The 25,009-nt window shown below is 62.8% G+C and carries 29 protein-coding genes; 12 read left to right on the top strand and 17 right to left on the bottom strand.

Features of this window, described 5'->3' with window-relative positions:
* The first annotated feature begins 50 nt into the window (after positions 1-50).
* The 3 genes from Q4G20_RS05365 (at position 51) to Q4G20_RS05355 (ending at position 3,238) form a co-directional block, all read left to right on the top strand.
* Entirely contained in the window at positions 51-1,127 is a 1,077-nt protein-coding gene (locus Q4G20_RS05365) for an AI-2E family transporter (RefSeq protein WP_303342349.1), read from the top strand.
* Positions 1,128-1,201: 74 nt separating this feature from the next.
* On the top strand, positions 1,202-2,056 hold the full coding sequence (gene sseA / locus Q4G20_RS05360; protein ID WP_303342430.1) for a 3-mercaptopyruvate sulfurtransferase: 855 nt from the start codon (positions 1,202-1,204) through the stop codon (positions 2,054-2,056).
* Positions 2,057-3,238, top strand: a complete 1,182-nt coding sequence (locus tag Q4G20_RS05355; RefSeq protein ID WP_303342348.1) for an amino acid aminotransferase — start codon at positions 2,057-2,059, stop codon at positions 3,236-3,238. It abuts the gene before it with no gap.
* Between the two features lie 256 nt (positions 3,239-3,494).
* Here Q4G20_RS05355 and Q4G20_RS05350 read toward each other — a convergent pair whose 3' ends face one another.
* From Q4G20_RS05350 to ubiA, 3 genes are all read right to left on the bottom strand, one after another.
* Positions 3,495-3,812: a hypothetical protein gene (locus Q4G20_RS05350; protein WP_303342347.1), complete on the bottom strand. Its 318-nt coding sequence runs from the start codon at positions 3,810-3,812 to the stop codon at positions 3,495-3,497.
* Entirely contained in the window at positions 3,809-5,962 is a 2,154-nt protein-coding gene (locus tag Q4G20_RS05345; protein WP_303342346.1) for an OmpA family protein, read from the bottom strand. Before Q4G20_RS05345 ends, Q4G20_RS05350 begins: the two co-directional genes overlap by 4 nt.
* A gap of 62 nt (positions 5,963-6,024) precedes the next feature.
* Positions 6,025-6,963: a 4-hydroxybenzoate octaprenyltransferase gene (gene ubiA, locus Q4G20_RS05340; protein ID WP_303342345.1), complete on the bottom strand. Its 939-nt coding sequence runs from the start codon at positions 6,961-6,963 to the stop codon at positions 6,025-6,027.
* Between the two features lie 11 nt (positions 6,964-6,974).
* On the opposite strand from ubiA, the gene Q4G20_RS05335 reads away from it, so the two are divergent.
* Positions 6,975-7,691: a 16S rRNA (uracil(1498)-N(3))-methyltransferase gene (locus Q4G20_RS05335; protein WP_303342344.1), complete on the top strand. Its 717-nt coding sequence runs from the start codon at positions 6,975-6,977 to the stop codon at positions 7,689-7,691.
* 181 nt (positions 7,692-7,872) lie between these two features.
* The gene (locus tag Q4G20_RS05330; RefSeq protein WP_303342343.1) at positions 7,873-8,067 is read left to right on the top strand and encodes a DUF1127 domain-containing protein; all 195 of its coding nucleotides are present in this window, start codon (positions 7,873-7,875) and stop codon (positions 8,065-8,067) included.
* A gap of 53 nt (positions 8,068-8,120) precedes the next feature.
* Here Q4G20_RS05330 and Q4G20_RS05325 read toward each other — a convergent pair whose 3' ends face one another.
* The 3 genes from Q4G20_RS05325 to Q4G20_RS05315 all read right to left on the bottom strand — a co-directional run bounded on the left by Q4G20_RS05325 (position 8,121) and on the right by Q4G20_RS05315 (position 9,772).
* Positions 8,121-8,546, bottom strand: coding sequence for a BLUF domain-containing protein (locus tag Q4G20_RS05325; RefSeq protein ID WP_303342342.1), 426 nt, complete (start codon positions 8,544-8,546; stop codon positions 8,121-8,123).
* 34 nt (positions 8,547-8,580) lie between these two features.
* Positions 8,581-8,997 carry a BLUF domain-containing protein gene (locus Q4G20_RS05320; protein WP_303342341.1) on the bottom strand — a complete coding sequence of 139 codons (417 nt, stop codon included), beginning with the start codon at positions 8,995-8,997 and terminating at the stop codon, positions 8,581-8,583.
* A gap of 109 nt (positions 8,998-9,106) precedes the next feature.
* Positions 9,107-9,772, bottom strand: coding sequence for a DUF1236 domain-containing protein (locus Q4G20_RS05315; protein ID WP_303342340.1), 666 nt, complete (start codon positions 9,770-9,772; stop codon positions 9,107-9,109).
* A gap of 151 nt (positions 9,773-9,923) precedes the next feature.
* On the opposite strand from Q4G20_RS05315, the gene Q4G20_RS05310 reads away from it, so the two are divergent.
* Together Q4G20_RS05310 and Q4G20_RS05305 are read left to right on the top strand one after the other, a co-directional pair.
* A complete protein-coding gene (locus tag Q4G20_RS05310) occupies positions 9,924-11,390 on the top strand; it encodes an NAD-dependent succinate-semialdehyde dehydrogenase (protein ID WP_303342339.1) in 1,467 nt (488 codons plus the stop codon).
* A 70-nt stretch (positions 11,391-11,460) separates the two neighbouring features.
* Positions 11,461-11,715 (top strand): GlsB/YeaQ/YmgE family stress response membrane protein, encoded by a 255-nt coding sequence (locus tag Q4G20_RS05305; protein ID WP_303342338.1) that lies wholly within the window; start codon positions 11,461-11,463, stop codon positions 11,713-11,715.
* An 8-nt stretch (positions 11,716-11,723) separates the two neighbouring features.
* Here the strand turns inward: Q4G20_RS05305 and Q4G20_RS05300 are convergent, their stop codons facing one another.
* Positions 11,724-11,963, bottom strand: a complete 240-nt coding sequence (locus Q4G20_RS05300; protein ID WP_303342337.1) for a hypothetical protein — start codon at positions 11,961-11,963, stop codon at positions 11,724-11,726.
* An 87-nt stretch (positions 11,964-12,050) separates the two neighbouring features.
* Positions 12,051-12,785 carry a DUF1013 domain-containing protein gene (locus Q4G20_RS05295; protein WP_303342336.1) on the bottom strand — a complete coding sequence of 245 codons (735 nt, stop codon included), beginning with the start codon at positions 12,783-12,785 and terminating at the stop codon, positions 12,051-12,053.
* Between the two features lie 176 nt (positions 12,786-12,961).
* Between Q4G20_RS05295 and Q4G20_RS05290 the strand changes: the two genes are divergently transcribed.
* Entirely contained in the window at positions 12,962-13,594 is a 633-nt protein-coding gene (locus tag Q4G20_RS05290; protein ID WP_303342335.1) for a ribonuclease T2, read from the top strand.
* 354 nt (positions 13,595-13,948) lie between these two features.
* Here Q4G20_RS05290 and Q4G20_RS05285 read toward each other — a convergent pair whose 3' ends face one another.
* The 5 genes from Q4G20_RS05285 to argH all read right to left on the bottom strand — a co-directional run bounded on the left by Q4G20_RS05285 (position 13,949) and on the right by argH (position 19,566).
* Positions 13,949-14,101 carry a hypothetical protein gene (locus tag Q4G20_RS05285; protein WP_303342334.1) on the bottom strand — a complete coding sequence of 51 codons (153 nt, stop codon included), beginning with the start codon at positions 14,099-14,101 and terminating at the stop codon, positions 13,949-13,951.
* A 3-nt stretch (positions 14,102-14,104) separates the two neighbouring features.
* Complete coding sequence (locus tag Q4G20_RS05280; RefSeq protein WP_303342333.1) at positions 14,105-16,495, bottom strand: DUF4175 domain-containing protein; 2,391 nt, start codon at positions 16,493-16,495, stop codon at positions 14,105-14,107.
* A 53-nt stretch (positions 16,496-16,548) separates the two neighbouring features.
* Entirely contained in the window at positions 16,549-17,814 is a 1,266-nt protein-coding gene (gene lysA, locus Q4G20_RS05275; RefSeq protein WP_303342332.1) for a diaminopimelate decarboxylase, read from the bottom strand.
* Positions 17,814-17,954: a hypothetical protein gene (locus tag Q4G20_RS05270; RefSeq protein ID WP_303342331.1), complete on the bottom strand. Its 141-nt coding sequence runs from the start codon at positions 17,952-17,954 to the stop codon at positions 17,814-17,816. The genes lysA and Q4G20_RS05270 overlap by 1 nt, the downstream gene beginning before the upstream one ends.
* Before the next feature lie 202 nt (positions 17,955-18,156).
* The gene (gene argH / locus Q4G20_RS05265) at positions 18,157-19,566 is read right to left on the bottom strand and encodes an argininosuccinate lyase (RefSeq protein WP_303342330.1); all 1,410 of its coding nucleotides are present in this window, start codon (positions 19,564-19,566) and stop codon (positions 18,157-18,159) included.
* Between the two features lie 22 nt (positions 19,567-19,588).
* On the opposite strand from argH, the gene Q4G20_RS05260 reads away from it, so the two are divergent.
* Complete coding sequence (locus tag Q4G20_RS05260; RefSeq protein WP_303342329.1) at positions 19,589-20,137, top strand: TlpA disulfide reductase family protein; 549 nt, start codon at positions 19,589-19,591, stop codon at positions 20,135-20,137.
* Here Q4G20_RS05260 and Q4G20_RS05255 read toward each other — a convergent pair.
* Positions 20,115-20,690 (bottom strand): DNA-3-methyladenine glycosylase I, encoded by a 576-nt coding sequence (locus Q4G20_RS05255; RefSeq protein ID WP_303342328.1) that lies wholly within the window; start codon positions 20,688-20,690, stop codon positions 20,115-20,117. The genes Q4G20_RS05260 and Q4G20_RS05255 overlap by 23 nt on opposite strands.
* A 175-nt stretch (positions 20,691-20,865) precedes the next feature.
* On the opposite strand from Q4G20_RS05255, the gene Q4G20_RS05250 reads away from it, so the two are divergent.
* From Q4G20_RS05250 to phbB, 3 genes are all read left to right on the top strand, one after another.
* The gene (locus Q4G20_RS05250) at positions 20,866-21,606 is read left to right on the top strand and encodes an EAL domain-containing protein (RefSeq protein WP_303342429.1); all 741 of its coding nucleotides are present in this window, start codon (positions 20,866-20,868) and stop codon (positions 21,604-21,606) included.
* 104 nt (positions 21,607-21,710) lie between these two features.
* Positions 21,711-22,883: an acetyl-CoA C-acetyltransferase gene (locus Q4G20_RS05245; RefSeq protein WP_303342327.1), complete on the top strand. Its 1,173-nt coding sequence runs from the start codon at positions 21,711-21,713 to the stop codon at positions 22,881-22,883.
* 89 nt (positions 22,884-22,972) lie between these two features.
* The gene (gene phbB / locus Q4G20_RS05240) at positions 22,973-23,698 is read left to right on the top strand and encodes an acetoacetyl-CoA reductase (RefSeq protein ID WP_303342326.1); all 726 of its coding nucleotides are present in this window, start codon (positions 22,973-22,975) and stop codon (positions 23,696-23,698) included.
* Between the two features lie 60 nt (positions 23,699-23,758).
* On the opposite strand, the gene Q4G20_RS05235 is transcribed toward phbB, so the two are convergent.
* The 3 genes from Q4G20_RS05235 to Q4G20_RS05225 are packed head-to-tail and all read right to left on the bottom strand — an operon-like array spanning position 23,759 to position 25,007.
* Positions 23,759-23,923, bottom strand: a complete 165-nt coding sequence (locus Q4G20_RS05235; RefSeq protein WP_303342325.1) for a YdcH family protein — start codon at positions 23,921-23,923, stop codon at positions 23,759-23,761.
* A 57-nt stretch (positions 23,924-23,980) separates the two neighbouring features.
* Entirely contained in the window at positions 23,981-24,739 is a 759-nt protein-coding gene (locus Q4G20_RS05230; RefSeq protein WP_303342324.1) for a tRNA1(Val) (adenine(37)-N6)-methyltransferase, read from the bottom strand.
* Positions 24,732-25,007, bottom strand: coding sequence for a DUF2007 domain-containing protein (locus Q4G20_RS05225; protein WP_368660779.1), 276 nt, complete (start codon positions 25,005-25,007; stop codon positions 24,732-24,734). The genes Q4G20_RS05230 and Q4G20_RS05225 overlap by 8 nt, the downstream gene beginning before the upstream one ends.
* Positions 25,008-25,009: the final 2 nt, after the last annotated feature.

The following is a 25,009-nucleotide window of genomic DNA, read 5'->3' as shown; positions in this document are numbered from 1 at the left end:
TGTGATTCAGGGGTCGGTTTTTTTGGCGCATCATTATTTTGGGGATATGCGTGGACAGACAAGAACAACAGGCCCTGCGCGAACGGCTGCAAACCGTATTTTTGGGCATCATCGCCTTTGCGCTGTTGCTGTTTATGCTGGTGCAGGCGCGGTTTATTCTGATTTCGCTGCTGATCGCGATTATTTTGTTTTCGCTGACCTCGGACGCGATTCACGCGATTTCGAAACGGCTTAAGGTGCCGAATTGGCTGGCCACAACGCTGGCCCTGGCGCTGATTGCACTGGGCTTGATGTGGATTTCAACCACGATCCTGACGCAGATCAACGAAATCGTCCGCCTGTCGGTGAACACAGCGGAACGGTTTCAGGCCGCCCTGCCCGGCCTGACCGCTCAGTTCGGGGAAGACGTGCAGGAACGCGTCATGACCGCGATTGCCAATTTCAACATCACCGGCTGGATCCGGTCGATGGCGGGTCAGGCCTCGGGCATTTTGTCGGGCAGCATTTTGATTATTCTGTTCGTGGGGTTTATGTTCGTGGAACAGGTCTGGTTCCCGATCAAGGTCGAACGCCTGACCGGAGACGCGCATCAGGCCCAGACCGCGCGCCGCATCATCACATCCATCATGCATCGCGTGAACCGTTATCTGGTGGTGAAAACCATCGTCAGTCTGGTGACCGCCGCCGCCGTCTGGCTGGTGTTCCGCATCGCCGGGCTGGAGCTGGCCATGGCGGTTGCGATTATTACCTTTGTGTTCAACTTTATCCCCTCGGTCGGGTCGATTGCGGCGACGGTGATTGCGGGGGTGGTGGCCTTTGTTCAAACCGGCGATGTGCAGGTGTCGTTACTGGTGACGGCGGTCTGCACCGCGATTCAATTCGTGATCGGCAACATCATCGACCCGATGCTGCTGGGGCAAACGCTGCGGCTGTCCAGCTTTGGCATCATCATCAGCCTTGCGTTCTGGGGCGCAGTCTGGGGCGTGCCGGGCATGTTTCTGGCGGTGCCGATCATGGTCGCGCTGATGATCGTCTGCGCCCATATCGAATGGCTGCGCCCGGTCGCGGTGATGCTGTCGCGCGAGGGCCTGCCCGATGACGGGTCCGAGGATGACCAACCCGCCTGACCTCCGCGATCGCCATTGCAGCGCGCGACCGGCGGGGGTATTCCTGTGGCCGGAACAGGATGGGGGGAATGGCCATGCAGGATGATCCGAAAACACTGGTGTCAACCGAATGGCTGGCGGCGCATCTGAATGACCCGGATTTGCGGGTCATCGACGCCAGTTGGCACATGCCCGCCAGCGGTCGCGATGCGCGGGCGGAATATGACGCCGCCCATATCCCCGGCGCGCGGTTCTTTGACATCGACGCGATTTCGGACAGCCGCAGCAAGCTGCCGCATATGGCGCCGCCGGTCGAATTGTTCATCAGCCGGATGCGCGCCATGGGCATTGGCGACGGGCATCAGATTGTGATCTATGACCATTCCGATGTGCGCAGCGCGGCGCGGGTGTGGTGGACATTCCGCCTGATGGGCAAAACCGATGTGGCCGTGCTGGATGGCGGTTTCGCCAAATGGCAGGCCGAAGGCCGCGACATCGAGGACATGCCCCCCATCCTGCGCGACCGCCACATCACCGTGCAGCGTCAGGCCGGGCTGGTGCGCGATGTGACTCAGGTCGCGGCCGCATCCAAGCTGGGCGATCATGTCATCGTGGATGCGCGCAGCCCCGAACGGTTCCGGGGCGACGCGCCCGAACCCCGCCCCGGCCTGCGGTCGGGCCATATTCCGGGGGCAAAGAACCTGCCCTTCGGGCAATTGTATAACGCCGATGGCACGATGAAATCCGCCGATGACCTGCGCGCAGCCTTTGACGCGGCGGGGGTGGATCTGGACCGCCCTGTGATCACCACCTGCGGCAGCGGTGTGACCGCCGCCACGCTGTCGCTGGCCCTGGAACGGCTGGGGCATCGGAATCACTCGCTCTATGATGGAAGCTGGACCGAATGGGGCAGCTTTGACGACCTGAATATCGCAACCGGAGACGCCTGAATGCTGTCCAATCTGCACGCCCAAGCCCCTGACAAAATCCTGATGCTGATCGAGGAATTCAAGGCCGATACCCGTCAGGGCAAAATCGACCTTGGCGTCGGCGTTTACAAAGACCCCCAAGGCGTCACCCCCGTCATGCGCGCGGTTAAGGCCGCCGAACAACGGATCTGGGAAAGCCAGACCAGCAAAGCCTATACCGGGCTGGCGGGCGAACCCGATTATCGCAACGCCATGGCACAGATGGTGCTGGGCGATGTGCCGGGCGACCGTCTGGCCACGCTGGCCACCGTCGGCGGCACGGGCGCGATCCGTCAGGCATTGGAACTGGCGCGGCTCGCCAATCCGGGAATGACGGTCTATGTGTCCGATCCGACCTGGCCGAACCACCTGTCGATTATGAAATTCATGGGCGTTCCCTTCGTCGAATACCGCTATTTCGACGCCGAAACGCGCGGCGTTGATTTCGACGGGATGAAGGCCGACATCGCCCGCGCAGGCAAAGGCGATCTGGTGCTGCTGCATGGCTGCTGCCACAACCCGACCGGCGCGAACCTGACCATGGATCAATGGGCGGAAATCGTCGCGATCTTGGACAAATCGGGCGCGGTGCCGCTGGTCGATCTGGCCTATCAGGGCTTTGGCGACGGGCTGGACGCGGACGCTCAGGCCACCCGCCTGATCGCGCAATCCCTGCCCGAAGTGCTGATCGCCGCGTCGTGCAGCAAAAACTTTGGCATTTATCGCGAACGGACGGGCATCCTGATGGCTCTGGCGGAAAACACCGCCGCCCGCGATCTGGCGCAGGGGTCGATGGCGTTTCTGAACCGCCAGAACTATTCCTTCCCGCCCGACCATGGCGCGCGCATCGTCAGCACGATCCTGACCGACGACGCCCTGCGGGCCGACTGGGCCGCCGAGCTTGAGGACGTGCGCAACACCATGCTGGGCCTGCGCGATCAACTGGCCACCGAATTGCGCCAATTGTCGGGCAGCGACCGGTTCGATTTTATCGCCCATCACCGCGGCATGTTCTCGCGTCTGGGCGCCACGCCCGAACAGGTGCAGCGCCTGAAAACCGACGCGGCGATTTATATGGTGGGCGATTCGCGCCTGAACATCGCGGGCCTGAACCGCGACACCGTGCCGGTGCTGGCCCGCGCCATCATCGACGCTGGCATCTGATAAAACCGGGGTCAGAGGGGCCAGCCCCTCGGCCCCCAAGGGGGCGTTCGGCGGGGAAAAGGTCCACTGGACCTTTTCCTGATCCGCCTCACCCCGGGATATTTCTGCACAGAAGATAAAGCGGGGTGCGGCGATCCGCAGCCTGCCGTCTCCGGAATAACGAACGCCCGTCCTATCTTCTGTGTGCAAATATCCCGGGGGGAAATCGCGGCACGCGATTGGGGGGCTGGCCCCCCTTACCCGCCATCCGCGCGCATTACCGCCGGTTCAGTTTCTGTTCGATGTAATCGCGCAGTTCTTCGATTTCGCTGCGGCTGTCGCGCAGGCCGTCCATGGCGGCGCGGGCCTCGGCCTCGCGTTGCGCGATTTCGGATCGCAGGCGGGTGATCTGGTTGATCGCTTCGTCGCGTTCTTCTTCGGTGTTGTGCAGTTGCTGGGCCAGTTCGTCCAGTTCCGACATATTCGCGCGGGTTGGGCGGCTGATGCGGTGAATCAGCCAGCTGGCGATCCAGCCCAGAACAAAGGCGCCGAACAGAATCAGCGCGGCGGCGGTGATGAATTCGGTGCGGTTCATTCGGCGCGGTCCGTCTGGGGCGCGTCATCCGCGGCGTCGGGGCGCGGCGCGGGGCGCGGGGTTTCGACATCGGGCGTCTGCACCGGCACCGTAAGCATTTCTTCGTCCCCGTCTAGGGTGTCGTCCGGCTGTTGATATTCCTCGGGGACGCCGATGGTGGCGGGAACGGCCCCCGCCCCGGACATCGGCGCGGGCAGGTTCGGGCCGTGCATCAGATCGGGCGCATCGGTCGCGGGCATGGGCGGGCCGTATTCGGGCGCATCCGTGGGGGCCGGGTCGGCCACCTGATCCGTCACCCCCGTCAGCGTCACCGGCGCAGGCAGAGGCGCGCTGTTGACTGGCCGCTGCGACAGCAGGCGAAACTCGATCCGGCGGTTGGCCTCGCGTCCTTCGGGGGTGTCGTTGGTGTCGATGGGCTGGCTTTCGCCGTAACCGCGCGCGGTCATGTTGGCGGTGTTGATCCCCGCCGCGCCCATGGCCGCGACAATCGCCTGCGCGCGCGACCGCGACAAATCGGCGTTAAACCCCGCTGAGCCTTGCGAATCGGTGTGGCCTCCGGCCTCGATCTGGAAATCGGCGCAATCGGTCATCACGGCGGCCAGTTGTTGCAGCGTCGGCGCGGGATCGCCCGCAATGGATGAGCGGCTGGGTTCGAACCCGATTTCGGATTCCGACATGATGATGTTCAGCTGCGCCACACATTCATCGCCATTGGGCAGGCCCAGCGTCGCGTCCAGCCTCCGGTCATAGCGGATCGCCAGATCATAGCGCGCCCCCGCCCCCAGACGCCGCGCCAAGGCCGTGGCCGCGCGGTCTGGCGCGTCAGGATCCCCCGACGTTCCGGTCAGCGTCACCAGATCGGGCGTCACCTGCACGCTGCCGATATTCAGATCGGCCATCGCCTCAAGCGCGGCGATGACGCGCACGGTCCAGCCGCCCGGCACGTTATCGTCGCTGCGCAGAGTGGTTTGGGCCACGTCAAACCGGGATCGGGCGAAGCTGTTCACAGCCTCGCGCATCCGGTCGTCGGCGATGCGGCCGCGCATGGACAGGGTGCCGGTGTCGGACAGCACGGCGATGAATTCGATGGGCGCGGCCTGTGCGTCAACCGGCTGTTCCAGTTCCGCGTGCAGGGTAAAGACCGGCGGCAGGTTGGTTTCCAGTTGCGCCACCACGGCATCGAACCGCGCGCGATCCACGCTCTGATCCGCGATCAGCGCAATATCGGCGTCCGACAGCGTGACCGCCCCCGCGCCCAATTCACCCATGGCACGAATCGCCGCCGCCGCCGCATCGCCCCAATCGGGCGACGGCACCCCAAGGCCCAGCGTGCAAGGCGGCGTCGCGCCCAGCCCCGCGTCAGATGCGGCGGCGATGATCTGCGCCCGCGCGTCATCCGTATCGGCGGCGCAGGCGTCGAAATGCGCGCCTTCGGTGTCATTGATGACAAAACGCAGGGTAAAGGGCTGGATCACCGGGCGCGGCGCAGAAATATCGGTGTCCAGCACCACCCCATCGGGCAGGGCAGCGCGCAGAGCATCTTCCAGCCGGGCCTTTTCCGCGCGGCTGTCAGCCAAGGCGGTGACATGCACCCGCCCCGGCGCAATCGAGATTTTCGCCCGCGCGGCCAGTTGCGCCGCCGTCATGCCGAACCGCATCGCTGCGTCCCAGCCGGGGGGGATGTCGTAATCGGCGGCCTCTAACAGATCGGTCACTTGGGGGGCGGCGGTGTCGCGGCCCAGACGGCGCAGCACGGCCACCCGGTCCATAGCCGCAGGCACCAGCCCGATCAGCGAAATGCCCTGATCGTTGCGCAGCAATTCGACCTTAAATTCCGGGGGCGTCATGGCGGCGACCGATGCGACGGTCATATTGTCGCGAATACGGCTGGCGTCGATGACGGTTGCGGCCTCGGTCACGGCGCGAAAGCGGTCCACCTCGGACGGAGCGATGCCGGACAGGTGGACGCGCAACCCGTTGCTGTGGACCTGCACCCAATCCTGACCGGCCAGTTGCAGGGCCATGGTCACATCGCGGGCGGAACGATCCTCGATAAAGTCGGCGGCGATCTGCGCGCCCCACCAGCACAGGCCCCCCGCCGCGCCAAGGGCGATCAGGTTGGCCAAGGTCCGGGGGATATATCGCGCCATTCGTCAGGCTCCGCCGCTGTTGCAGGTGCGCGATCTTTAACCGCGCGGGCCGGGGGCTGCAATCAGACCAGCCCCGCCACGGCAAGAAACAGCGCAAGGATCAGACCCGCATCGCGGTTCGACCGGAACACGCGCAGGCAAATAAGCGGTTGTTTCGGTTCAAAAACCCGCAATTGCCAGATCAGATGCGCGCCAAATCCGGCCAGCCCCAGCCCCGCAATCAATAGATTGCGACCGGGCAGCGCAATCGCCACGGCCAAGGCCGCGACCGTCAGCGCCGCGAATCCGGCCAGAATGGCGGGGCTGCGATCGCCAAACAGGCGGGCCGTGGATTTCACCCCGATCATCGCGTCATCGTCAGCGTCCTGATGCGCGTAAATCGTGTCATAGAATATCGTCCACGCAATCGCGCCCAGCCACGCCACGACCGGCGCCGCGTCCAGCCGCCCCATATGCGCGGCATAGGCCAGCATCACCCCCCAGTTAAACGCCAGCCCCAGAAACAGTTGCGGCCACCATGTGAACCGTTTGGCAAAGGGATAGATCGCGACCAGCACCAGCGACGCCACCCCCATCCAGATCGCGGCCCAGCCCAGCGTCAGCAGCACGACCAGCCCCACCAGCCCCTGCGCCACCAGCCACAGATAGGCCCCGCGCAGGCTGACCTGCCCGGACGGCAGCGGGCGCGACCGCGTGCGCGCGACCTGCGCGTCAATATCGCGGTCGGTGATGTCGTTCCAGGTGCAGCCCGCGCCGCGCATCACAAATGCCCCAATCGCGCAGGCAATCGCGATCCACGCATCGCGCCACTGCGGGCCATCCGCCATCATCGCAAGGCCAATCCCCCACCAGCACGGGATCAGCAACAGCCATGTGCCAATCGGTCGATCCGCGCGCGACAGCCTCAGAAACGGACGCCATGGCGCGGGCGCATACCGATCGACCCAGTTTCCGGCGGGCGCGTCGCTGACGGTCTCTGGTGTTTGGTGGTGATTTTGCATAGCCTGCCCCTATGGCGAATGTCCGACTGTTCATAGATCACCCCCTGTCCCCGGAACAAGCGGTTCCGCTGGACGCCGCGCAGGCGCATTACCTGTCGGGCGTTATGCGGATGCGGACGGGGGACGCGCTGACCGTGTTTAACGGGCGGGATGGCGCATGGCGGGCTGTGATCGCGGATGCGGGCAAACGCGGCGGCGTGCTGACCGTTCAGGACCAGACCGCGCCGCAGCAAAACCCGCCCGATCTGTGGCTGATCTTTGCGCCCATCAAAAAGGCCCGCACCGATTTCATCGTCGAAAAAGCGACCGAGCTGGGCGCCGCGCGCATCATGCCCGTTCAGACCGACCACACCAATTCCGAACGCATCCGGCAGGACCGGCTACAGGCCCACGCGGTCGAGGCGGCGGAACAATGCGGCGGAACCTTTGTTCCCGGCGTGGATGACCTGATGCCGCTGTCGCGCCTGCTGGCGTCATGGGATCCCGCGCGCCGCATCCTGTGGGCGGATGAGGCTATGGCCGGACCCGCCGAAACGCTGGCGGGGCTGGCGCGGGGGCCGTGGGCGATTCTCATCGGTCCCGAAGGCGGCTTTTCGGCGGCGGAACGTGCGCATCTGTCCGGCTTGGATCACGTCACCCGAATCAGTCTGGGGCCGCGCATCCTGCGCGCCGATACGGCGGCGGTATCTGCGTTGACGTTGTGGCAATCCGCGTTAGGGGATTGGTAAACAAAGCTGACCTTTGTTTTTCCACAGATTTTTGCGTTGAAAAGTAAAGGTTTTGTGAACGCGATTGCAGAAACTGCATAGCGGCTTTGACATTGGCAAGGCTGTTTTTTCTGCGGTGCAGCATCTATATCCGGGGCATCGAAAACGGCCCATTCGGGGCCATTGATGAACAGGTGATATGATGACGACGATCGACATGACCCACGGCAACGCCGCGCGTGGTTTTGGCGGTTTTGTCGCGCGGATTCAGGCCCTGTTCGCCGCGTGGAACGATGCCCGCATCACCCGCCGCGAATTGGACCGTCTGTCGGAACGCGAACTGAACGACATTGGTTTGTGCCGCGCTGACATCGACCACATCGCGCGCATGGGGTAACCCCCGGCCCAGCCAGATGAAACGCCCCCCGGCACCCTGCTGCGGGGGTTTTTTCATGTCTGAGATGCAGCCCGCTGCGATTCCGCCTGCCGGGTCAGGAAATCCAAAATCTGGACCGGGTTGATACGACGCAGCGACACATTCGCCTGTGACGCCCAATCAAACAGCGATGTGTGTTCTGTGGTGGAATGCCCCATCGCCCAATCGGCAAAGCGGCGCGGCTGATTGGCGGCGCGGTGCAGAATGTCGACGCCCGAATGGCGCGGGTCTGCGGTGATCACCGTCATCAGATCGTTGATTTTTTCGCCCGGACCTTCAAACCACTGATAATAAACGTCATATTCGCGATGCAGAAATCCGGTGACGGACAGATCGCGATTCTTGATCCGCGCGCGCCGGATCATGTCGCGTTCGGCCTCGGATTCGGCGGGCAACACCGCCACGCTGCGATACAGGACGACGTGGCAGAGTGTCAGCATCAGGCGTCCTTTCAATCGTTAACAGCACGGCATGTCAGCCCGCCCGCTGCAATGCCGCCTGTCCGGTCAGGAAATTCAAAATCTGCGCCGGATTGATGCGACGCAGCGACACATCCATCTGTGACGCCCAATCAAACAGCGATGTTTGCTGAGCGTCGGAATATCCCATAGCCCAATCGGCAAAGCGGCGCGGTTGATTGGCCGCGCGGTGCAGAATGTCAAAATCGGCATGGCGCGGATCCATGGCGATCACATCCGCCAAGGGGCCGACATGTTCGGCCGGACCCTCAAGCCACTGATAATAAATGTCATGTTCGCGATGCAGAAAGCCGGTGATTTGCAATCCGGCGTTTTTAATCCGCGCGCATTTAATCATGTCGCGTTCCGGTTCGGATTGTGCGGGCAGTAATGCGGAACTGCGATATAGGACGACATGGCAAAGTGTTAACACCAGGCGTCCTTTCGACATCAGATCAGCTTTGCATTTATTAGCCGTCGCCACAATAGCGTAAAAAAAGGGCGGTGCCTTTCGGCACCGCCCCCATAATCGCCAAGAGGGATCAGCGATAAATGTAAACGATCTGACGGCTGTCTGGGTTCACCAAGACCGTCTGACGGTTAATCACAGCATAACGATAATCCGGCTGATCCGGGATGTCGTAGATGGTCACACTGTCGGGGACGCCCGCGCCGACGACGACTTCACCGTCCAGGATCACCGGAGCGACCTCGTGGCTGGTGACATAGGTGGTTACAGCCTCGGCGGGGGCAACAACGGTCGCGCTGCCGCCTGCGGTTCCGCCGATCACGGCACCCGCGACCGCGCCAACCGGACCGCCGACCAATGCGCCCATGGCCGCGCCCGTCGCGCCACCCACGGCGGTGTTTTGGGCGGTGTTATCGGTGGCGGGGGCCTCGATCACGGTGACGCCGACCACCTGACGGTTGGGATACAATGCAACCACCTGATCGCCCTGCGCGACGTTCAGATAATCGCCATAGGACCAGCCGGTCAGCTCGCCCGCCGTCACCTGACACCAGTTGGCCGATTCAATACAGCCCAGAACGGTGGTGTCTTGACCTGCGGTCAGCGTGCCGACCACATCATGCCACACGCCCGGCCCCGACCGCACATTCAGATCGGTGGCCGCCGTGGCGGCGGTTTCGGCGAATGCGGCACCCGTCAGCGTCAGGGCGGCGGCGGTCGTCATGAACAGCTTGCGCATATCATATCTCCTTGATTTGCTGGCGGGATAACGCAGGCCGCCGGGGCGCGTTCCACACGCAGGCTTCACATATATTCACCCGCGCGTGACCTGCGCCGCTTTGACAACTGGGCGGCGGCGTGGTCACATGCCCCAAACCAAAGGGGCGACCATGACCGACACGAATCTGAAATCCCTGCTGACCGATCCCAGCCTGCTGGAAACCCGCGCCTTTGTGGCCGGGGAATGGGTGGATGCCGATGACGGCGCGACCTTTCCCGTGACCAACCCCGCGCGCGGCGATGTGATCGCCCATGTGGCCGATCTGAGCCGGGCCGAGACCGCCCGTGCCATCACGGCGGCGGCGGATGCGATGCGCGACTGGGCCGCGCGCCCGGCCAAAGAACGCGCAAATATTATGCGCAAATGGTTCGACCTGATGATCGACCACAAAGCCGATCTGGCGAAAATCCTGACCGCCGAGGGCGGCAAACCCATCACCGAGGCCGAAGGCGAAATCGCCTATGGCGCGTCCTTCATCGAATGGTTCGGGGAAGAGGCCAAGCGGCTCTATGGCGAAACCATTCCCGGTCATCAGGCCGACAAACGCCTGACCGTCATTCGCCAGCCCATCGGCGTGGTGGGCGCGATCACGCCGTGGAATTTCCCGAACGCGATGATCACGCGCAAGGCGGGGCCTGCCTTGGCCGTTGGTTGCGGTTTTGTCGTGCGGCCTGCGGCGGAAACGCCGCTATCGGCGCTTGCCATGGCGGTTCTGGGTGAACGCGCGGGCCTGCCCGCAGGCATCCTGTCGGTCATCCCGTCGTCGCGGTCATCCGACATCGGCAAGGAGTTCTGCGAAAACCCGCTGGTGCGCAAACTGACCTTTACCGGATCGACCGAGGTGGGCCGCATCCTGCTGAAACAGGCCGCCGATCAGGTGCTGAAATGCAGCATGGAATTGGGCGGCAACGCGCCGTTCATCGTGTTCGATGACGCCGATCTGGACGCCGCCGTTCAGGGCGCGATTGCATCAAAATTCCGCAACAACGGCCAGACCTGTGTCTGTGCGAACCGGATTTACGTTCAGGCCGGGGTCTATGACGCCTTTGCCAAAAAGCTGGCGGCGGCGGTTGATGATCTGAAAATCGGTGACGGCATGGACCGCGACACGAAACTGGGGCCGCTGATCAACAAAGACGCCGTGGAAAAGGTGCAGGACCACATCGCCGACATCACGGCCAAGGGCGGCACGATCATCACCGGCGGCAAATCGCTGGACGGGCTGTTTTTCGAACCCACCGTCGCCACCGGCGTCACCACCGATATGAAGGTCGCGACCGAAGAAACATTTGGCCCGCTGGCCCCTCTGTTCAAATTCGACACCGAAGAACAGGTGATCGAACAGGCAAACGCCACCATCTTTGGTCTGGCCAGCTATTTCTATGCCCGCGACATTGGCCGCATCACCCGCGTGCAAGAGGCTCTGGAATACGGCATCATCGGCGTGAACACGGGCATCATCTCGACCGAGGTTGCGCCCTTTGGCGGCGTGAAACAGTCGGGGTTGGGGCGCGAAGGCAGCCATCACGGTTTGGATGATTTTACCGAACTGAAATATATCTGCCTGTCGATTTGACCCGCAGCGCGGCGGAACCAACCACCCCGCCGCGCATTATTCCCGAAATTGTGACCAGAAAGGGCATGTTATGGAAGGTTTCGGGCTGATCTTGTCGATCATTTTGGGCGGTTTGGCGGGGTGGATCGCGTCAAATCTGATGAAGGCCAATACGGGTCTGTTGATGAACATCGTGCTGGGCATCATCGGTTCGGTGTTCGGCAACTGGCTGTTCCGCGCACTGGTTGGCAGCACCGCAGGCGGCGCGATTGGTCAGGTGATCGTCGGCATCATCGGCGCCTGCATCCTGATCTGGGGCGTGCGCGCCATTCGCGGGCGCAACTAATCGCGCGATTAATCCCGGCGCAGGACGATGCCGGACGGAACCGGCACCGGGGCGGCGCCCATCCCGCCCCACCACACACGCAGGGTCAGGATTACCCAGTAATACCACGACCGGCGCGGGCGGCGCGACGGCGGCAGATCACGCAAAAGCCGGGCGGCCTCATCAGCCTGCGATGCGGCCACACATAGCCGCATCCCACCCATGCCCACGGCCCAATTCTGATGCGTGACGTGGATCTGATTATCCATCAGCACAATAAAAAACCCTGCCGCGGCAAACACGCTGCGGCAGGGTTCATTTCAGCGGCATGATACCCGCTGGCCAACAGGACCAGATCAGGCGTCGTCGTCGTCATCGCCATCCGGCAGGTTGAAGAAGCTGTCGGCATCCAGTTCCGGTTCCGGCTTTTCATCGTCACGGGTCAGGCTGAAATTTTCCAGCCCGGCAATCGACGACGGCAGGCGCGGTTCGTCCGGCATCGACAGCGACGCTTCGGTGCTGACCAGTTTGCGGCGTTCGTCATCGGTCATCACATCGCCTTCGCCCCCGCGCTTTTTCGCGGCCTTTTGAACGGCGGCGTCCAGTTCGGTCTGACGGCACAGCCCCAAGGCCACCGGATCAATCGGCGCCATGTTCTGAATGTTCCAATGCGTGCGTTCCCGGATCGAGGCAATCGTCGGTTTCGTCGTGCCAACCAGTTTCGCAATCTGCGCATCGGCCAGTTCGGGGTGGAATTTGACCAGCCACAAAATCGCCATCGGGCGATCCTGACGTTTCGACAGCGGCGTGTAACGCGGGCCACGACGTTTTTCTTCGCCCTCGGCCGCGGGGTTGTGCTTCAGGCGCAGCTTATAGGTGGGACTGGCCTCGGCGCGTTTGATTTCATCAGCATCCAACTGATGCGAGGCAATCGGGTCATAGCCCTTGACGCCCGCGGCCACATCACCATCGGCAATCCCCTGCACCTCTAATTCGTGCAGACCACAGAAATCACCAATCTGTTTAAAACTCAGCGTGGTGTTATCAACCAGCCACACGGCGGTTGCCTTGGCCATCAGCGGCTTGTTCATGTGCATCTCCTTGGCGCGGCCCCGAACATGACTGGAAAAGCCGGGAAAACGGCATTCGACCCGCAGGTCATTCCACGTTTTCGGGGGAATTGCCGGTTTCTTTAGCATTTCCCGCGCCCCAAGGAAAGCAAATTCCGCAGTTTCCGCCCGGCGCGATTGCGGTTATGGTGGCGGGTATGAAAGCCTGTCTTGCCGCCCTGTGTCTGGCCCTGCCCGCCCCCCTTGCCGCGCGCGACGTGGCCGGGCAGTTTGATTATTACGTGCTGGCGCTGTCATGGTCGCCGGCATGGTGCGACCGCACGGGCGACGCCCGCAACGCCCCGGAATGTCGCAGGGGCAGCGGGCTGGGATTCACGGTTCACGGGCTGTGGCCGCAATATGAACAGGGCTGGCCGGAATACTGCACCACCCCCGAACGCGACCCCGCGCGGCGCGAAAGTCAGGCCATGGCGGATATTATGGGGTCCGGCGGGCTGGCTTGGTATCAATGGCAGAAACATGGCCGCTGCACCGGGCTGTCGGCGCGGGGCTATTACGACACGACGCGGCAGGCATGGGATGCGGTCAACATCCCCGACGTTTTGCAGGCCCTGACCCGCAACATCACCCTGCCCCCGAACGTGATCGAGGCCGCCTTTCTGGAATCCAACCCCGATATGTCGCCCGACGGCGTGACCGTGACCTGTTCCGGCGATGCCCTGCAAGAGGTGCGCATCTGCCTGACCCGCGACCTGCACCCGCGCGACTGCGCCCCCGACACCCGCCGCGATTGCCCCCGCCCGCGCGTGTCGATGCCGGGGATGCGGTAAGGTTTCAGCGTGGTCTAATGCCTCACGCGCCGGGGGTTTTGCACCCCCGGACCCCCGCAGGATATTTTCACACAGAAGATAATGGCGTTAGGCTTTTCTTAACGCTTTCGTGTCATAAGAGGCATACGGAACAGGCGGGGACGCCGATGGCCGTCACAGGAGATGCCACACCACCTTGCCCGCATGTGCCGGCGGGGTGGTGTGTGCCTGTGCCGCCCGTGCGGTATGGGGTGCAACGCGCAAAATCTTCTGTGTCCAAATATCCCCGCCGGAGGCATCCGCACTATCCTCGGGCGCCGTCGCTCTGTTGGTCAACGCAACCGCATCAGCAGGACACTAAAGACCCCCGCGCGGTTAATCGTCGAACAACCGATGCGCCAGCCACAACCCCGCCGCGACAAACACCGCAACCAGAGCCACGATCAGAACCAGCGGCGCATCCCCGATAAGGAACGGGATGCCGAACACCCCAGCCATCACAACGCCCACTTTAACGGTGTCCAACATCGTTCAAAACCGATCCAGCAACCGCCCCAGATAATCACGTTCCGTCTGAGGCCGCGCGCGTTCGCCGCTGCGCCTGCGGATTTCGTCCAGCAGATCGCGCGCCCGCCGCGCCGGGTCTGCGCCTTCGGCCAGAGGGTCGTCGCTGGTGATCGTGCTGCCCCCTCCGGCCTGACGCCCCAACGGGTCCAATGCCGGACGCTGTGCCGCGCCCTGCCCCCCCGCCTGATCCGACGATTCGCCCGGTTCCCCCTGCGCCCCCTGCTGTGGCGTCAGCATGTCGCCCAAGGCGCGCATCCCCTGACGCATCGCCTGAATCGCATCGGCCTGATGCTGCATCGCGCGGCCCGTATCGCCGTCACGCAGAGCGCGTTCGGCCTGTTCCATGGCGCGACCGGCATTGTCCAATTCACGCGCGGCGTGGTCGCCCGCATCCGATCCCTGACCGGGCAGCAATCCGCGCTGCTGGCCCAAATCTTCACGCAGGGCGCGCTGACGGTCGGCCAAATCACCGCTCTGCCTCTGCCCCGATCCCTGCAAATCGCGAAACGCATCATCCGACAAATCTTGCTGATCGCGCAGCGTATCGGCCAGCCGGTTCATCGCCTGCCCCTGCGCGCCGCTGCCGCCCGGACCATCGCCGCCCCCACGGCCATCCCCCTGCCGGATTTGCAGATTTTCCATCATGCGATTGAATTGGTTCAGCAATTCCTGCGCCTCAGTCATGCGGCCTTCGTTCATCAGACGCTGAATCTCATCCATCATCTGTTGAATCTGATCGCCGGTGATGGGCTGGCTTTGCTGATTGCGGGTGAACCGTTCCGCCGGGTCGCGCTGATCCTGTTCGGCCAGCATCCGGGTATAGGCATCCGTCGCCGCACGCAATTCATCCATAAGCCGTTGAATTTCATCGGGGCTGGCGCCTTGGCGGATCGCCTCGGACAGTTTTTGCTGGGCTTGGCGCATCGCCTCTAGCGCGTCGGACAAGCCGCCATCCTCTAACTGCATCGCGGCCTGCCACAACGCATCGGCCAGCCGGTCGCGCTGTTCCGGGGTCAGGCCCGTTTCCAGCATCTGAACCGCACCGCGCAATTCACCATACAGATCATCCGCGACAAACCCATCAGGCTGCCAGGTCACGGCGCGCAAAATCTCGGCGCTGCGGGGGGCGTTGTCGCGCGACCACAACACGTCGCGGCGCAGTTCAATCAGCGCGGCGGCCAAAGGATGAAAAAACCGCTTCCCCGGCAGGATCGTGGGCATCGGCGCGGATTCCCCCACTTGTTCAATGCCATCAACCGCGCGCAGGGTCAGCACCACCGGCAGATTGGCCCACGGATGCCGCGCCAGATCCTGCACCAACTCGCCGCGCACCTGCCGACGATCACCACGCGGCAAAGGCAGGTTCAAGTCCAGATCGTCGCGCGGCTCGGGGGCGACAGTCAGACCAAACCGCCGGTCAACCGCCGGTAAATCCAACGTAATAACCGCCTGCGCATGGGCCACACCGTGATCATCGCTGGCGGTGTAGTCCTGCACCAGCCGACCATCGGCACGCCGCACGGGCGCCGCCCCGGCTTGGATCACCGGCGGATCATCCGGCGCGACCGAAACCGCGAACCGACGATCCCCAACCGTCACAACGCCCGACTGATCCGCCCGAAACGACGGCGCATCCCCGCCCGACAGGTCCGGCCCGACATCCTGCACCACCGCCCCGCCACCATAGAGGCGAAAGGTCAGAACCGACCCCTTGGGCAGATCAACCGCATCATCTTCCAGCGTATTCAGATACATCACCGGACGCCGGGTATAGGCCGGGGGTTCCGCCCAACCTTCCCAAGCGGGGCCAACAACGACCGGAGCAGGACGCGAAACCGTCGCGGTCGCGGCAATCGCGCTCAGCCCCTGCCCGATCTGTGCCACCCCGCCAAACAGGATCGCCATCACAGCGGCCACAGCCCCCATCAGCCGCAGCCCCAGCGGATCACGCCGCGCCAGCCCCGCATCGGGCGGCACCGCGCGCGCAGCCCCCGCCACGGCCTGCATCTGCGCCAGATGCGCGCGCCACAACGCGCCATCATCGCCAATCGCCACCTGATCCGACAGCGCGGTCAGCGGACGCCCCGGCAAACTGCGATCCAACCGATCCACGACCTGAGCCGCACGCACAGGCCGAAACCGCAACCCGCCCCACACCGCCGCCGCAATCACGCCCAGAAACAATAAGCCCGCCAGCCACGGCAAAACCGCAACCGCGCCCAAAGCAAACCCCGCCCACAGCATCGCCACGGCTGTAAACAGCGGCCAAAACGCCGCCGCCACCCGTTCCCAGATCATCCCCCAACGGGTCAGGTGAAGGGCGCGGCGGGTTATCTTCTGTGCGGAAATATCCACGGGGGTCCGGGGGCAGTCGGCCCCCGGTTCTGCCCTGTCGCGATTGTGCGGCGCTATATCCATTCCGGGATAATATCGCGCGACAGAATGTCGTCATATGTCGGGCGGGCGCGGATGACGGCGAATTGATCGCCGCTGACCAACACTTCGGGGACCAATGGCCGCGTGTTGTATTCCGACGCCATCACCGCGCCATAGGCCCCCGCCGACCGGAACGCGACCAGATCACCGGCCGCCATTTCGGGCAATTCGGCCCCCTTTTGGAACGTATCGCCGGTTTCACAGACCGGCCCCACCACGTCATAGGGCCGAACCGCCGCCCCGACCGCCGGCTCCACCACCGGGACAATATCGTGATGCGCGTTATACATCGCCGGACGCATCAGATCATTCATCGCGGCATCCAGAATCAGGAAATCGCGCCCCTCACCCTGTTTGACGAAAATCACGCCCGACAGCAGAACCCCGGCATTGCCAACGATGTTGCGGCCCGGTTCAATCTCAATTTCGCAGCCCAGATGCCCCACGGTGTCGCGGATCACCTGCCCGTATTCGATGGGCAGAGGCGGCGCGTTGTTGTCGCGGCGATAGGGGATGCCCAACCCTCCACCCAGATCCAGACGGCTGATGTCATGCCCATCCGCCCGCAGCGCCTGCGTCAGTTCCGCCACCTTGCCATAGGCCGCGCGATAGGGCTCTAAATCCGTCAACTGGCTGCCGATATGCACATCAATGCCCACGACGCGCAGACCCGGCAGACGCGCGGCTTCGGCATAAACCTCACGCGCGCGCGCAATCGGGATGCCAAACTTATTCTCGGACTTGCCGGTGGCGATTTTCTCATGCGTTTTGGCATCCACATCCGGGTTGACCCGCACCGCAACCGGCACGACAGCGCCCATGGACGCGGCCAGTTCTGACAGCGCGCGCATTTCGGGTTCGGATTCCAGATTCATCTGACGGATGCCGCCGTCGATTGCCATGCGCATTTCGGGCAAAGTCTTGCCGACGCCCGAAAACACAATGCGATCCCCCGGCACCCCGGCAGCACGCGCGCGGGCATATTCGCCGCCCGACACCACATCCATACCTGCGCCCAGATCGCCCAGCAGTTTCAGCACCGCCAGATTGCTGTTGGCCTTGACCGCAAAGCAGACCAAATGATCGGTCCAGTTCAGCGCCTGCTGAAACAGCCCAAAATGCCGGGTCAGCGTCGCGGCGGAATAGACATAAACCGGCGTCCCGACCTGCTGCGCGATGCGCGACAGCGGCACATCCTCGGCGCACAACACCCCGTTTTGATAGTGAAAATGATCCATTACAGCCGTCCCGCCACGCCAATACGCGCCTGCCCGCCGATGGTGACGCCAAATTGCTGCTCAACCGGGCGTTCGGGGGGGCCATCCACCCCACAGCTCGCCACCCCCATCAGCATCAGCGCAATCACAGCCAGTCGCATGTTTATTCCCCGCATGTTCCGCGCGTTTATGATGGGCCGCCCGCCGCCATGCAAGCGCCCCTTTTGCACCGCCCCACCCAGACGCGGCGGTGCGTTTTTGAGTATTTATGCACAGAAGAAACCCCGGTTGCGCATGATGTGCGACGGCGTGGCTTCTTCTGTGTCCAAATACTCAGATCGCGACCGTGCCGCGGGCGGGCGGTCACGGATTCAGTGCGGCCTGCCAGCGGGCGATTTGGGCGCGGACCTGATCCGGGGCGGTGCCGCCATAGCTTTGACGCGAGGCGACGGAATTATGCACGCCCAACACGCCATAAACCTGCTGCGTAATGCCGGGATGCACCGCCTGCATGTCGGCCAGCGTCAGGTCGGGCAGGTCGATCCCCGCCGATTCGGCCTTTGCGACCAGTGATCCGGTGACATGGTGGGCGTCGCGGAACGGCAGGCCCAATTCGCGCACCAGCCAATCGGCCAGATCGGTGGCCGTGGAGAAGCCCGCCGATGCCGCCGCCTCCATCTGGTCGCGATTCGCGGTCAGGTCCGACAGCATCCCCGCCATAGCCGCCAGCGACAGCATCAGGTTATCGGCGGCGTCAAAGACCTGTTCTTTATCCTCTTGCATGTCTTTGGAATAGGCCAGCGGCAGGCCCTTCATCACCGTGAACAGCGCCACGGTGGACCCCAGAATCCGGCCGATTTTGGCGCGGATCAGTTCCGCCGCGTCGGGGTTGCGTTTTTGCGGCATGATCGACGACCCGGTGGACCATTTGTCCGACATGGACACGAACCGGAATTGCGCCGATGACCAGATCACCAGTTCTTCGGCCAGACGCGACAGATGCACCGCGCAGATGCTGGCGGCGGACAAAAATTCCAGCGCAAAGTCCCGGTCGCTGACGGCATCCAGACTGTTGGCCATGGGGCGGTCAAACCCCAATGCCTGCGCCGTCGCGTTGCGGTCAATCCTGTAGCCCGTCCCGGCCAAGGCCGCAGCCCCCAGAGGCGATTCGTTCATTCGCGCCCGCGCATCGCGGAACCGTGACAGATCGCGCCCGAACATTTCGACATAGGCCATCATGTGATGCCCCCATGTCACCGGCTGCGCGGTTTGCAGATGGGTGAATCCCGGCATGACCCAATCGGCCCCCGCCTGCGCCTGCCCCAATGCCGCGTTGATCAGCGCGGTCAGCCCCGCCATTACGGCGTCGCATTGATCGCGCACCCACAGGCGGAAATCCGTTGCGACCTGATCATTGCGCGACCGGCCTGTGTGCAGCCGCCCCGCCGGTTCACCGATCAGGTCCTTCAGCCGGGCTTCGACATTCATGTGAATATCCTCAAGCGCGGTCTGGAAGGGGAAATTTCCGGCCTCGATCTCTGACAAGACCGTGATAAGCCCTTCACGGATGGCCTGCGCATCGGTATCGCTGATGATACCTTGTGCGGCCAGCATGGCGGCATGGGCCTGACTGCCCCGGATGTCTTGGGCATAAAGCCGCTGGTCAAAGCTGATGGATGCGTTGATCGCCTCCATAATCGCGTCCGGCCCTGCGGCGAATCGTCCGCCCCACATGGTGTTGGCGGCGTCTGCGGTGTCGGGCCGTTCAGTCATGGTCAGTCCTTCGGAGATCAAAATGCTGCGTTCGTTCCTGTTCTATACATCACTGGTTTTGGGTGCAAACACCGCCTTGGCCGCGGAACCCGATTGGCAGGCGGCGCGGGATGGCGGCCTGTCCAAGCTGATCGTTGCGGATGCGCCGAAACCCGTCAGCGATGTGGATTTTACCGACCCCGACGGCGGCACGCACAGTCTGGCCGATTGGCGCGGTCAGGTGGTGTTGCTGAACTTTTGGGCAACCTGGTGCGCCCCCTGCCGTCACGAAATGCCGGCGTTAGACAACCTGCAAGCCGAATTGGGCGGCGATGATTTTCAGGTCGTGACCATCGCCACCGGCCGCAATTCCGTGGACCGCATCACCGCGTTCTTTGATGAGGTCGGCGTGAAACACCTGCCGGTTTTGCTGGATAACCGGCAGCAGATGGCGCGCGATATGGGTGTGATGGGGCTGCCGGTCACGGTGCTGATCGACCGCGACGGGAACGAAGTCGCGCGTTACCTGGGCGATGCCGAATGGGATTCCGACGCGGCCAAGGCCTTGATTATGCAGATGACAGCGCCCTGACCGGCGCATGACGGTGGCAGGTGGTGACGTGATCGTTCACCATCCCCGCCGCCTGCATAAACGCATAACAGATCACCGGCCCACAGAATCGGAACCCTCGGTCATGCAGCGATTTTGACATCGCGGTTGATTCGGGGGTGGATGCCGGCACATGCGACAAATCGGGCCAGTTATTTTGCACGACCTGCCCGCCGGTAAAGGACCAGAGGTAATCGGCAAACGCTTCGGTTGAATCAAATTGATTAAAAAGCTGTGCAGTTTTTACCGTATTGGCGATTTTGCCGCGATGCCGGACGATGCCCGGATTGGTTAAGGCGCGCGCGATCCGGGCGTCATCCCACAGGGCGACCTGAACCGGATCAAAGCCCTGAAATTCCTGCCGAAATGCGTCACGTTTGCGCAGAATTGTGATCCATGACAGGCCCGCCTGAAACGATTCCAGCGTTAACAATTCCCACAATTGCCGCCCATCACGCACCGGCACGCCCCATTCGTGATCGTGGTAATCGACATAAACCGGGTCATCCCCGCACCATCCGCATCGCTGATTCATCAATTAACCTACAGTTGAAAAAACCATCCCGGTTTACCTGAAATTAAGCCATGATGTGCAATGTGCAACAAAGTGATTCAAATAAGGGGAATCGGTGGTGGAATACGGCAAGACCCAAACAGCAGGTTCGCCATTGGACAGCGCGATCGGCCATCAGGACAGCGTAACCCTGTCCATGGTGCGCGCCGCTGTGCAGCGGGGCAGCGGGGCTTTGGCCTTTCAGCCGATTGTGCAGGCGGGGCGCACGGAAACCCCCGCTTTTTACGAAGGGCTGATCCGCATTATCGACGAAACCGGGCGCATTGTCCCGTTGAAAGAATTCATGCCCACAGCGGAAAAAACCGAATTGGGGCGGCAGATTGACTGTTTGTCGCTGGGCTTGGGGCTGCGCGCATTGGCGCAGGATCCGGCGATGCGGCTGTCCATCAATATGTCGGCGCGGTCCATCGACTATCCCGAATGGATCACCACCCTGCGAAACGGGCTGGCCGATGATCCGCATCTGGGCGAACGGCTGATTCTGGAAATCACCGAAAGTTCAGCCATGGGGCTGCCCGAACAGGTGCAGGATTTCATGTATGAGGTGCAGGATCACGGCATCAGTCTGGCCTTGGACGATTTCGGCGCGGGCTATACATCGTTCCGGTATCTGCGCGATTTTTGCTTTGATATGATCAAAATTGACGGGCAATTCATTCGCAGCATCTCGAAAAACCCGGATAATCAGGTGCTGACGCGGGCGCTGATGTCGATTGCGCATCATTTCGATATGTTTACCGTCGCGGAATCGGTCGAAACCGCCGAAGATGCCAGTTTCCTGATCGGTGCCGGGATCGACTGTTTGCAGGGCTATTATTTCGGCGCCCCGACCATGGCCCCGCCGCTGACCACTCCACCCGCCGTGGCCAACCGATGACGGTTTTTCGGGCGCAATCGGCATGAACGGCTTGACGTGACGATACGAAACCGCATCCTGTGGCCGAACCACCGGCCACGCCGGACCTCTGGGAAGGAGAAATCATGACCAAAGCCGTTATCGTTTCCGCCGCGCGCACGCCGGTCGGCAGTTTTCTGGGATCATTTGCGAATGTTCCCGCATCCGATCTGGGCGCCGCCGTCCTGCGCGAAGTTGTGGCACGCGCCGGGATCGACCCGGCCGAGGTCAGCGAAACCATTCTGGGGCAGGTGCTGACCGCCGGTCAGGGCCAGAACCCCGCCCGTCAGGCCCATATCAAAGCCGGCCTGCCGCAAGAGGCGTCGGCATGGCTGATCAATCAGGTGTGCGGTTCGGGTCTGCGCACCGTCGCCTTGGCCGCGCAGCAGGTGATTCTGGGCGATGCCTCCATCGTTCTGGCTGGCGGTCAGGAAAGCATGTCGCTGTCCAACCACGCCGCCTATCTGCGCGCGGGTCAGAAAATGGGCGATCTGCAGATGATCGACACCATGATCCGCGACGGTCTGTGGGACGCGTTCAACAATTACCACATGGGCCAGACCGCCGAAAACGTCGCGGATCGCTGGTCGATCACCCGTGAACAACAGGACGAATTCGCCGTCGCCTCGCAGAACAAGGCCGAGGCCGCCCAGAAAGACGGGCGTTTTGACGACGAAATCGTGGCCTATACCGTGAAAACGCGCAAAGGCGACACGGTTGTGGATAAGGACGAATATATCCGCCACGGTGCCACGCTGGACGCGATGCAGAAACTGCGCGCGGCCTTTACCAAAGACGGTTCGGTGACCGCCGCGAACGCGTCGGGCATCAATGACGGCGCTGCTGCCGTCATGGTCATGACCGAGGATGAGGCCGCCCGCCGTGGCCTGACCCCGCTGGCCCGCATCGCATCCTATGCCACCGCAGGTCTGGACCCGGCGATCATGGGCACCGGCCCGATCCCGGCCAGCCGCAAAGCACTGGAAAAGGCCGGCTGGTCCGTCGGCGATCTGGATCTGGTCGAAGCGAACGAAGCCTTTGCCGCTCAAGCCTGCGCCGTGAACAAAGATATGGGCTGGGATCCGTCCATCGTGAACGTCAATGGCGGCGCGATTGCGATTGGCCATCCCATCGGCGCATCGGGCTGCCGCATCCTGAACACGCTGCTGTTTGAAATGAAGCGACGCGACGCGAAAAAAGGTCTGGCCACGCTGTGCATCGGCGGCGGCATGGGCGTTGCCATGTGTCTGGAACGCTAAACAAATGTGAACGCCCTGCGACACTTGCGCGCAGGGCGTTTGCAACTTACCGTTGCGTCACAGATTTTGACATAAGGGGGGAAAATTTCATGTCAAAAGTTGCCATCGTCACCGGCGGATCGCGCGGGATTGGTGCCGCCATTTCCAAGGCGCTGAAGGATGCGGGCTATACCGTTGCCGCCAATTATGCCGGCAATGACGACGCCGCCCGCGCCTTTACCGAAGAAACCGGGATCAAGACCTATAAATGGTCGGTCGCGGATTATGACGCCTGCGCCGCGGGCATCAAACAGATCGAAGATGAGCTTGGCCCCGTCGCCGTTCTGGTCAACAATGCCGGCATCACCCGCGACGCCATGTTCCACAAAATGACCCCGCAGCAGTGGAAAGAGGTCATCGACACCAACCTGACCGGCGTGTTCAACATGACCCATCCCGTCTGGACCGGGATGCGCGACCGCAAATTTGGCCGCGTGATCAATATCAGTTCGATCAACGGGCAAAAGGGTCAGGCGGGTCAGGCCAACTATTCCGCCGCCAAAGCCGGCGATCTGGGCATCACCAAGGCCCTGGCACAGGAAGGTGCGCGCGCCGGAATCACCGTCAACGCGATCTGCCCCGGCTATATCGGCACGGAAATGGTGCGCGCGATTGATGAAAAGGTGCTGAACGAACGCATCATCCCGCAAATTCCGGTTGGCCGTCTGGGCGAACCCGAAGAAATCGCGCGGGCTGTGGTGTTTTTGGCGTCTGACGATGCGGGCTTTATCACCGGATCGACGATCAGCGCGAATGGCGGTCAGTTTTTCGTCTGACCCCAGCCGCAAACCATACCGCAGAACCGAACGGCCCGCGATGATCGCGGGCCGTTTTGGTTAATGCTCGAGCCGGGAAATTTCTTCCTTCAATCGCAGCTTCTGCCGTTTCAGGTCCGCGATTTCCGCGTCTGTGGAACCGGGGCTGCGCTGCGCCTTTTCGACCGCATCTGACAGCACCTGATGTTTCTTACGAAGCTCTTCGACATGGGAAGCAACCGACATAGCACCCTCCTTGTGGTTTGTGTCGCAGATGGATTGCAGCACAGACCGGGGGCGATGTCACGAAACTTTTGCAATGAACGGGGCCAAACCCTGACCGTCGCGCAGAACCGCCTGCGCGGCGTCGGTCAGGTCGGACCCGTCGCACCGATGCGCGGGGCCGGTATGCATGATGAACGGCGCGCACAGACGCAAGGGCGTGCGCGCCCCTTTGCGCGCGGTCACAATCACGCGACCGGCATCGCGCTCCGCCCGCGCCGCAATCGGCAAAACGCTGATCGCCCCCGCCCGCCCCCACAGCGCCGCGATGACCCCATCCAGCCGGTCGGCGCGCTGAATAACCGTGATCCAGCCGCCCGGACGCAGCCGCCGCAGCCCCGCGCCGATCCAATCCACCAGCGGGGTGTCTTCGTGCCGGGCGGTCGCGCGGCCCGCATCGGGCGCGGCGGTCCCACCCCGAAAATAGGGCGGGTTCATCATCACATGATCGAAGGCAGCATTGCGCAGATCATCGGGTGGCGCGGCCAGATCACCGGTCAGAACCCGCAGCGCGACACCATTCCGCGCGGCATTTTGTCGCGCCAGATCGGCATAATTTCCCTGATATTCCAGCCCGGTAAGCGCCAGCCCCGCCACGCGCCAGCCCAGACACAGGCTGGCCACTCCGGCCCCGCAGCCCAGTTCCAGCACCGCCTGCCCCGGCGTGGCGGGACAGGCCGCGGCCAGCATCACCGCATCGGCCCCCGACCGATAGCCGCGCGCGGGTTGCGCGATCTGCAAACGCCCGCCCAGAAACCCATCAATGCGCGTGTCAGCCATCCAGCCCCGCATCGCGCAGCACGGCGCGGGCCATGAATTCGTCGCGATCCGCCACCATGACGCGGCGTTGAAGCGCGCCGATGCCTCCGTGCAGCACGCTGATATGCTGGTCCATTTCGAACGTCATGATGCCTTCGCCGCGCAGCAGGCTGGTGGCGGCGGAAATGCGCACGGGGTCGTTGGTTCGGAACAGTTCTTTCATAGCAAAATCGTAACGGGCGGTTGCGAATTTGTCGATGGCGTGGCAATCCCTTGGGCGCAATGACATTT

The organism is Paracoccus sp. (in: a-proteobacteria) (assembly GCF_030538495.1).
Taxonomy (GTDB): Bacteria; Pseudomonadota; Alphaproteobacteria; order Rhodobacterales; family Rhodobacteraceae; genus Paracoccus.
The sequence above is the reverse complement of the archived record's forward strand: the minus strand, read 5'-3'. Positions and strand labels throughout refer to the sequence as shown.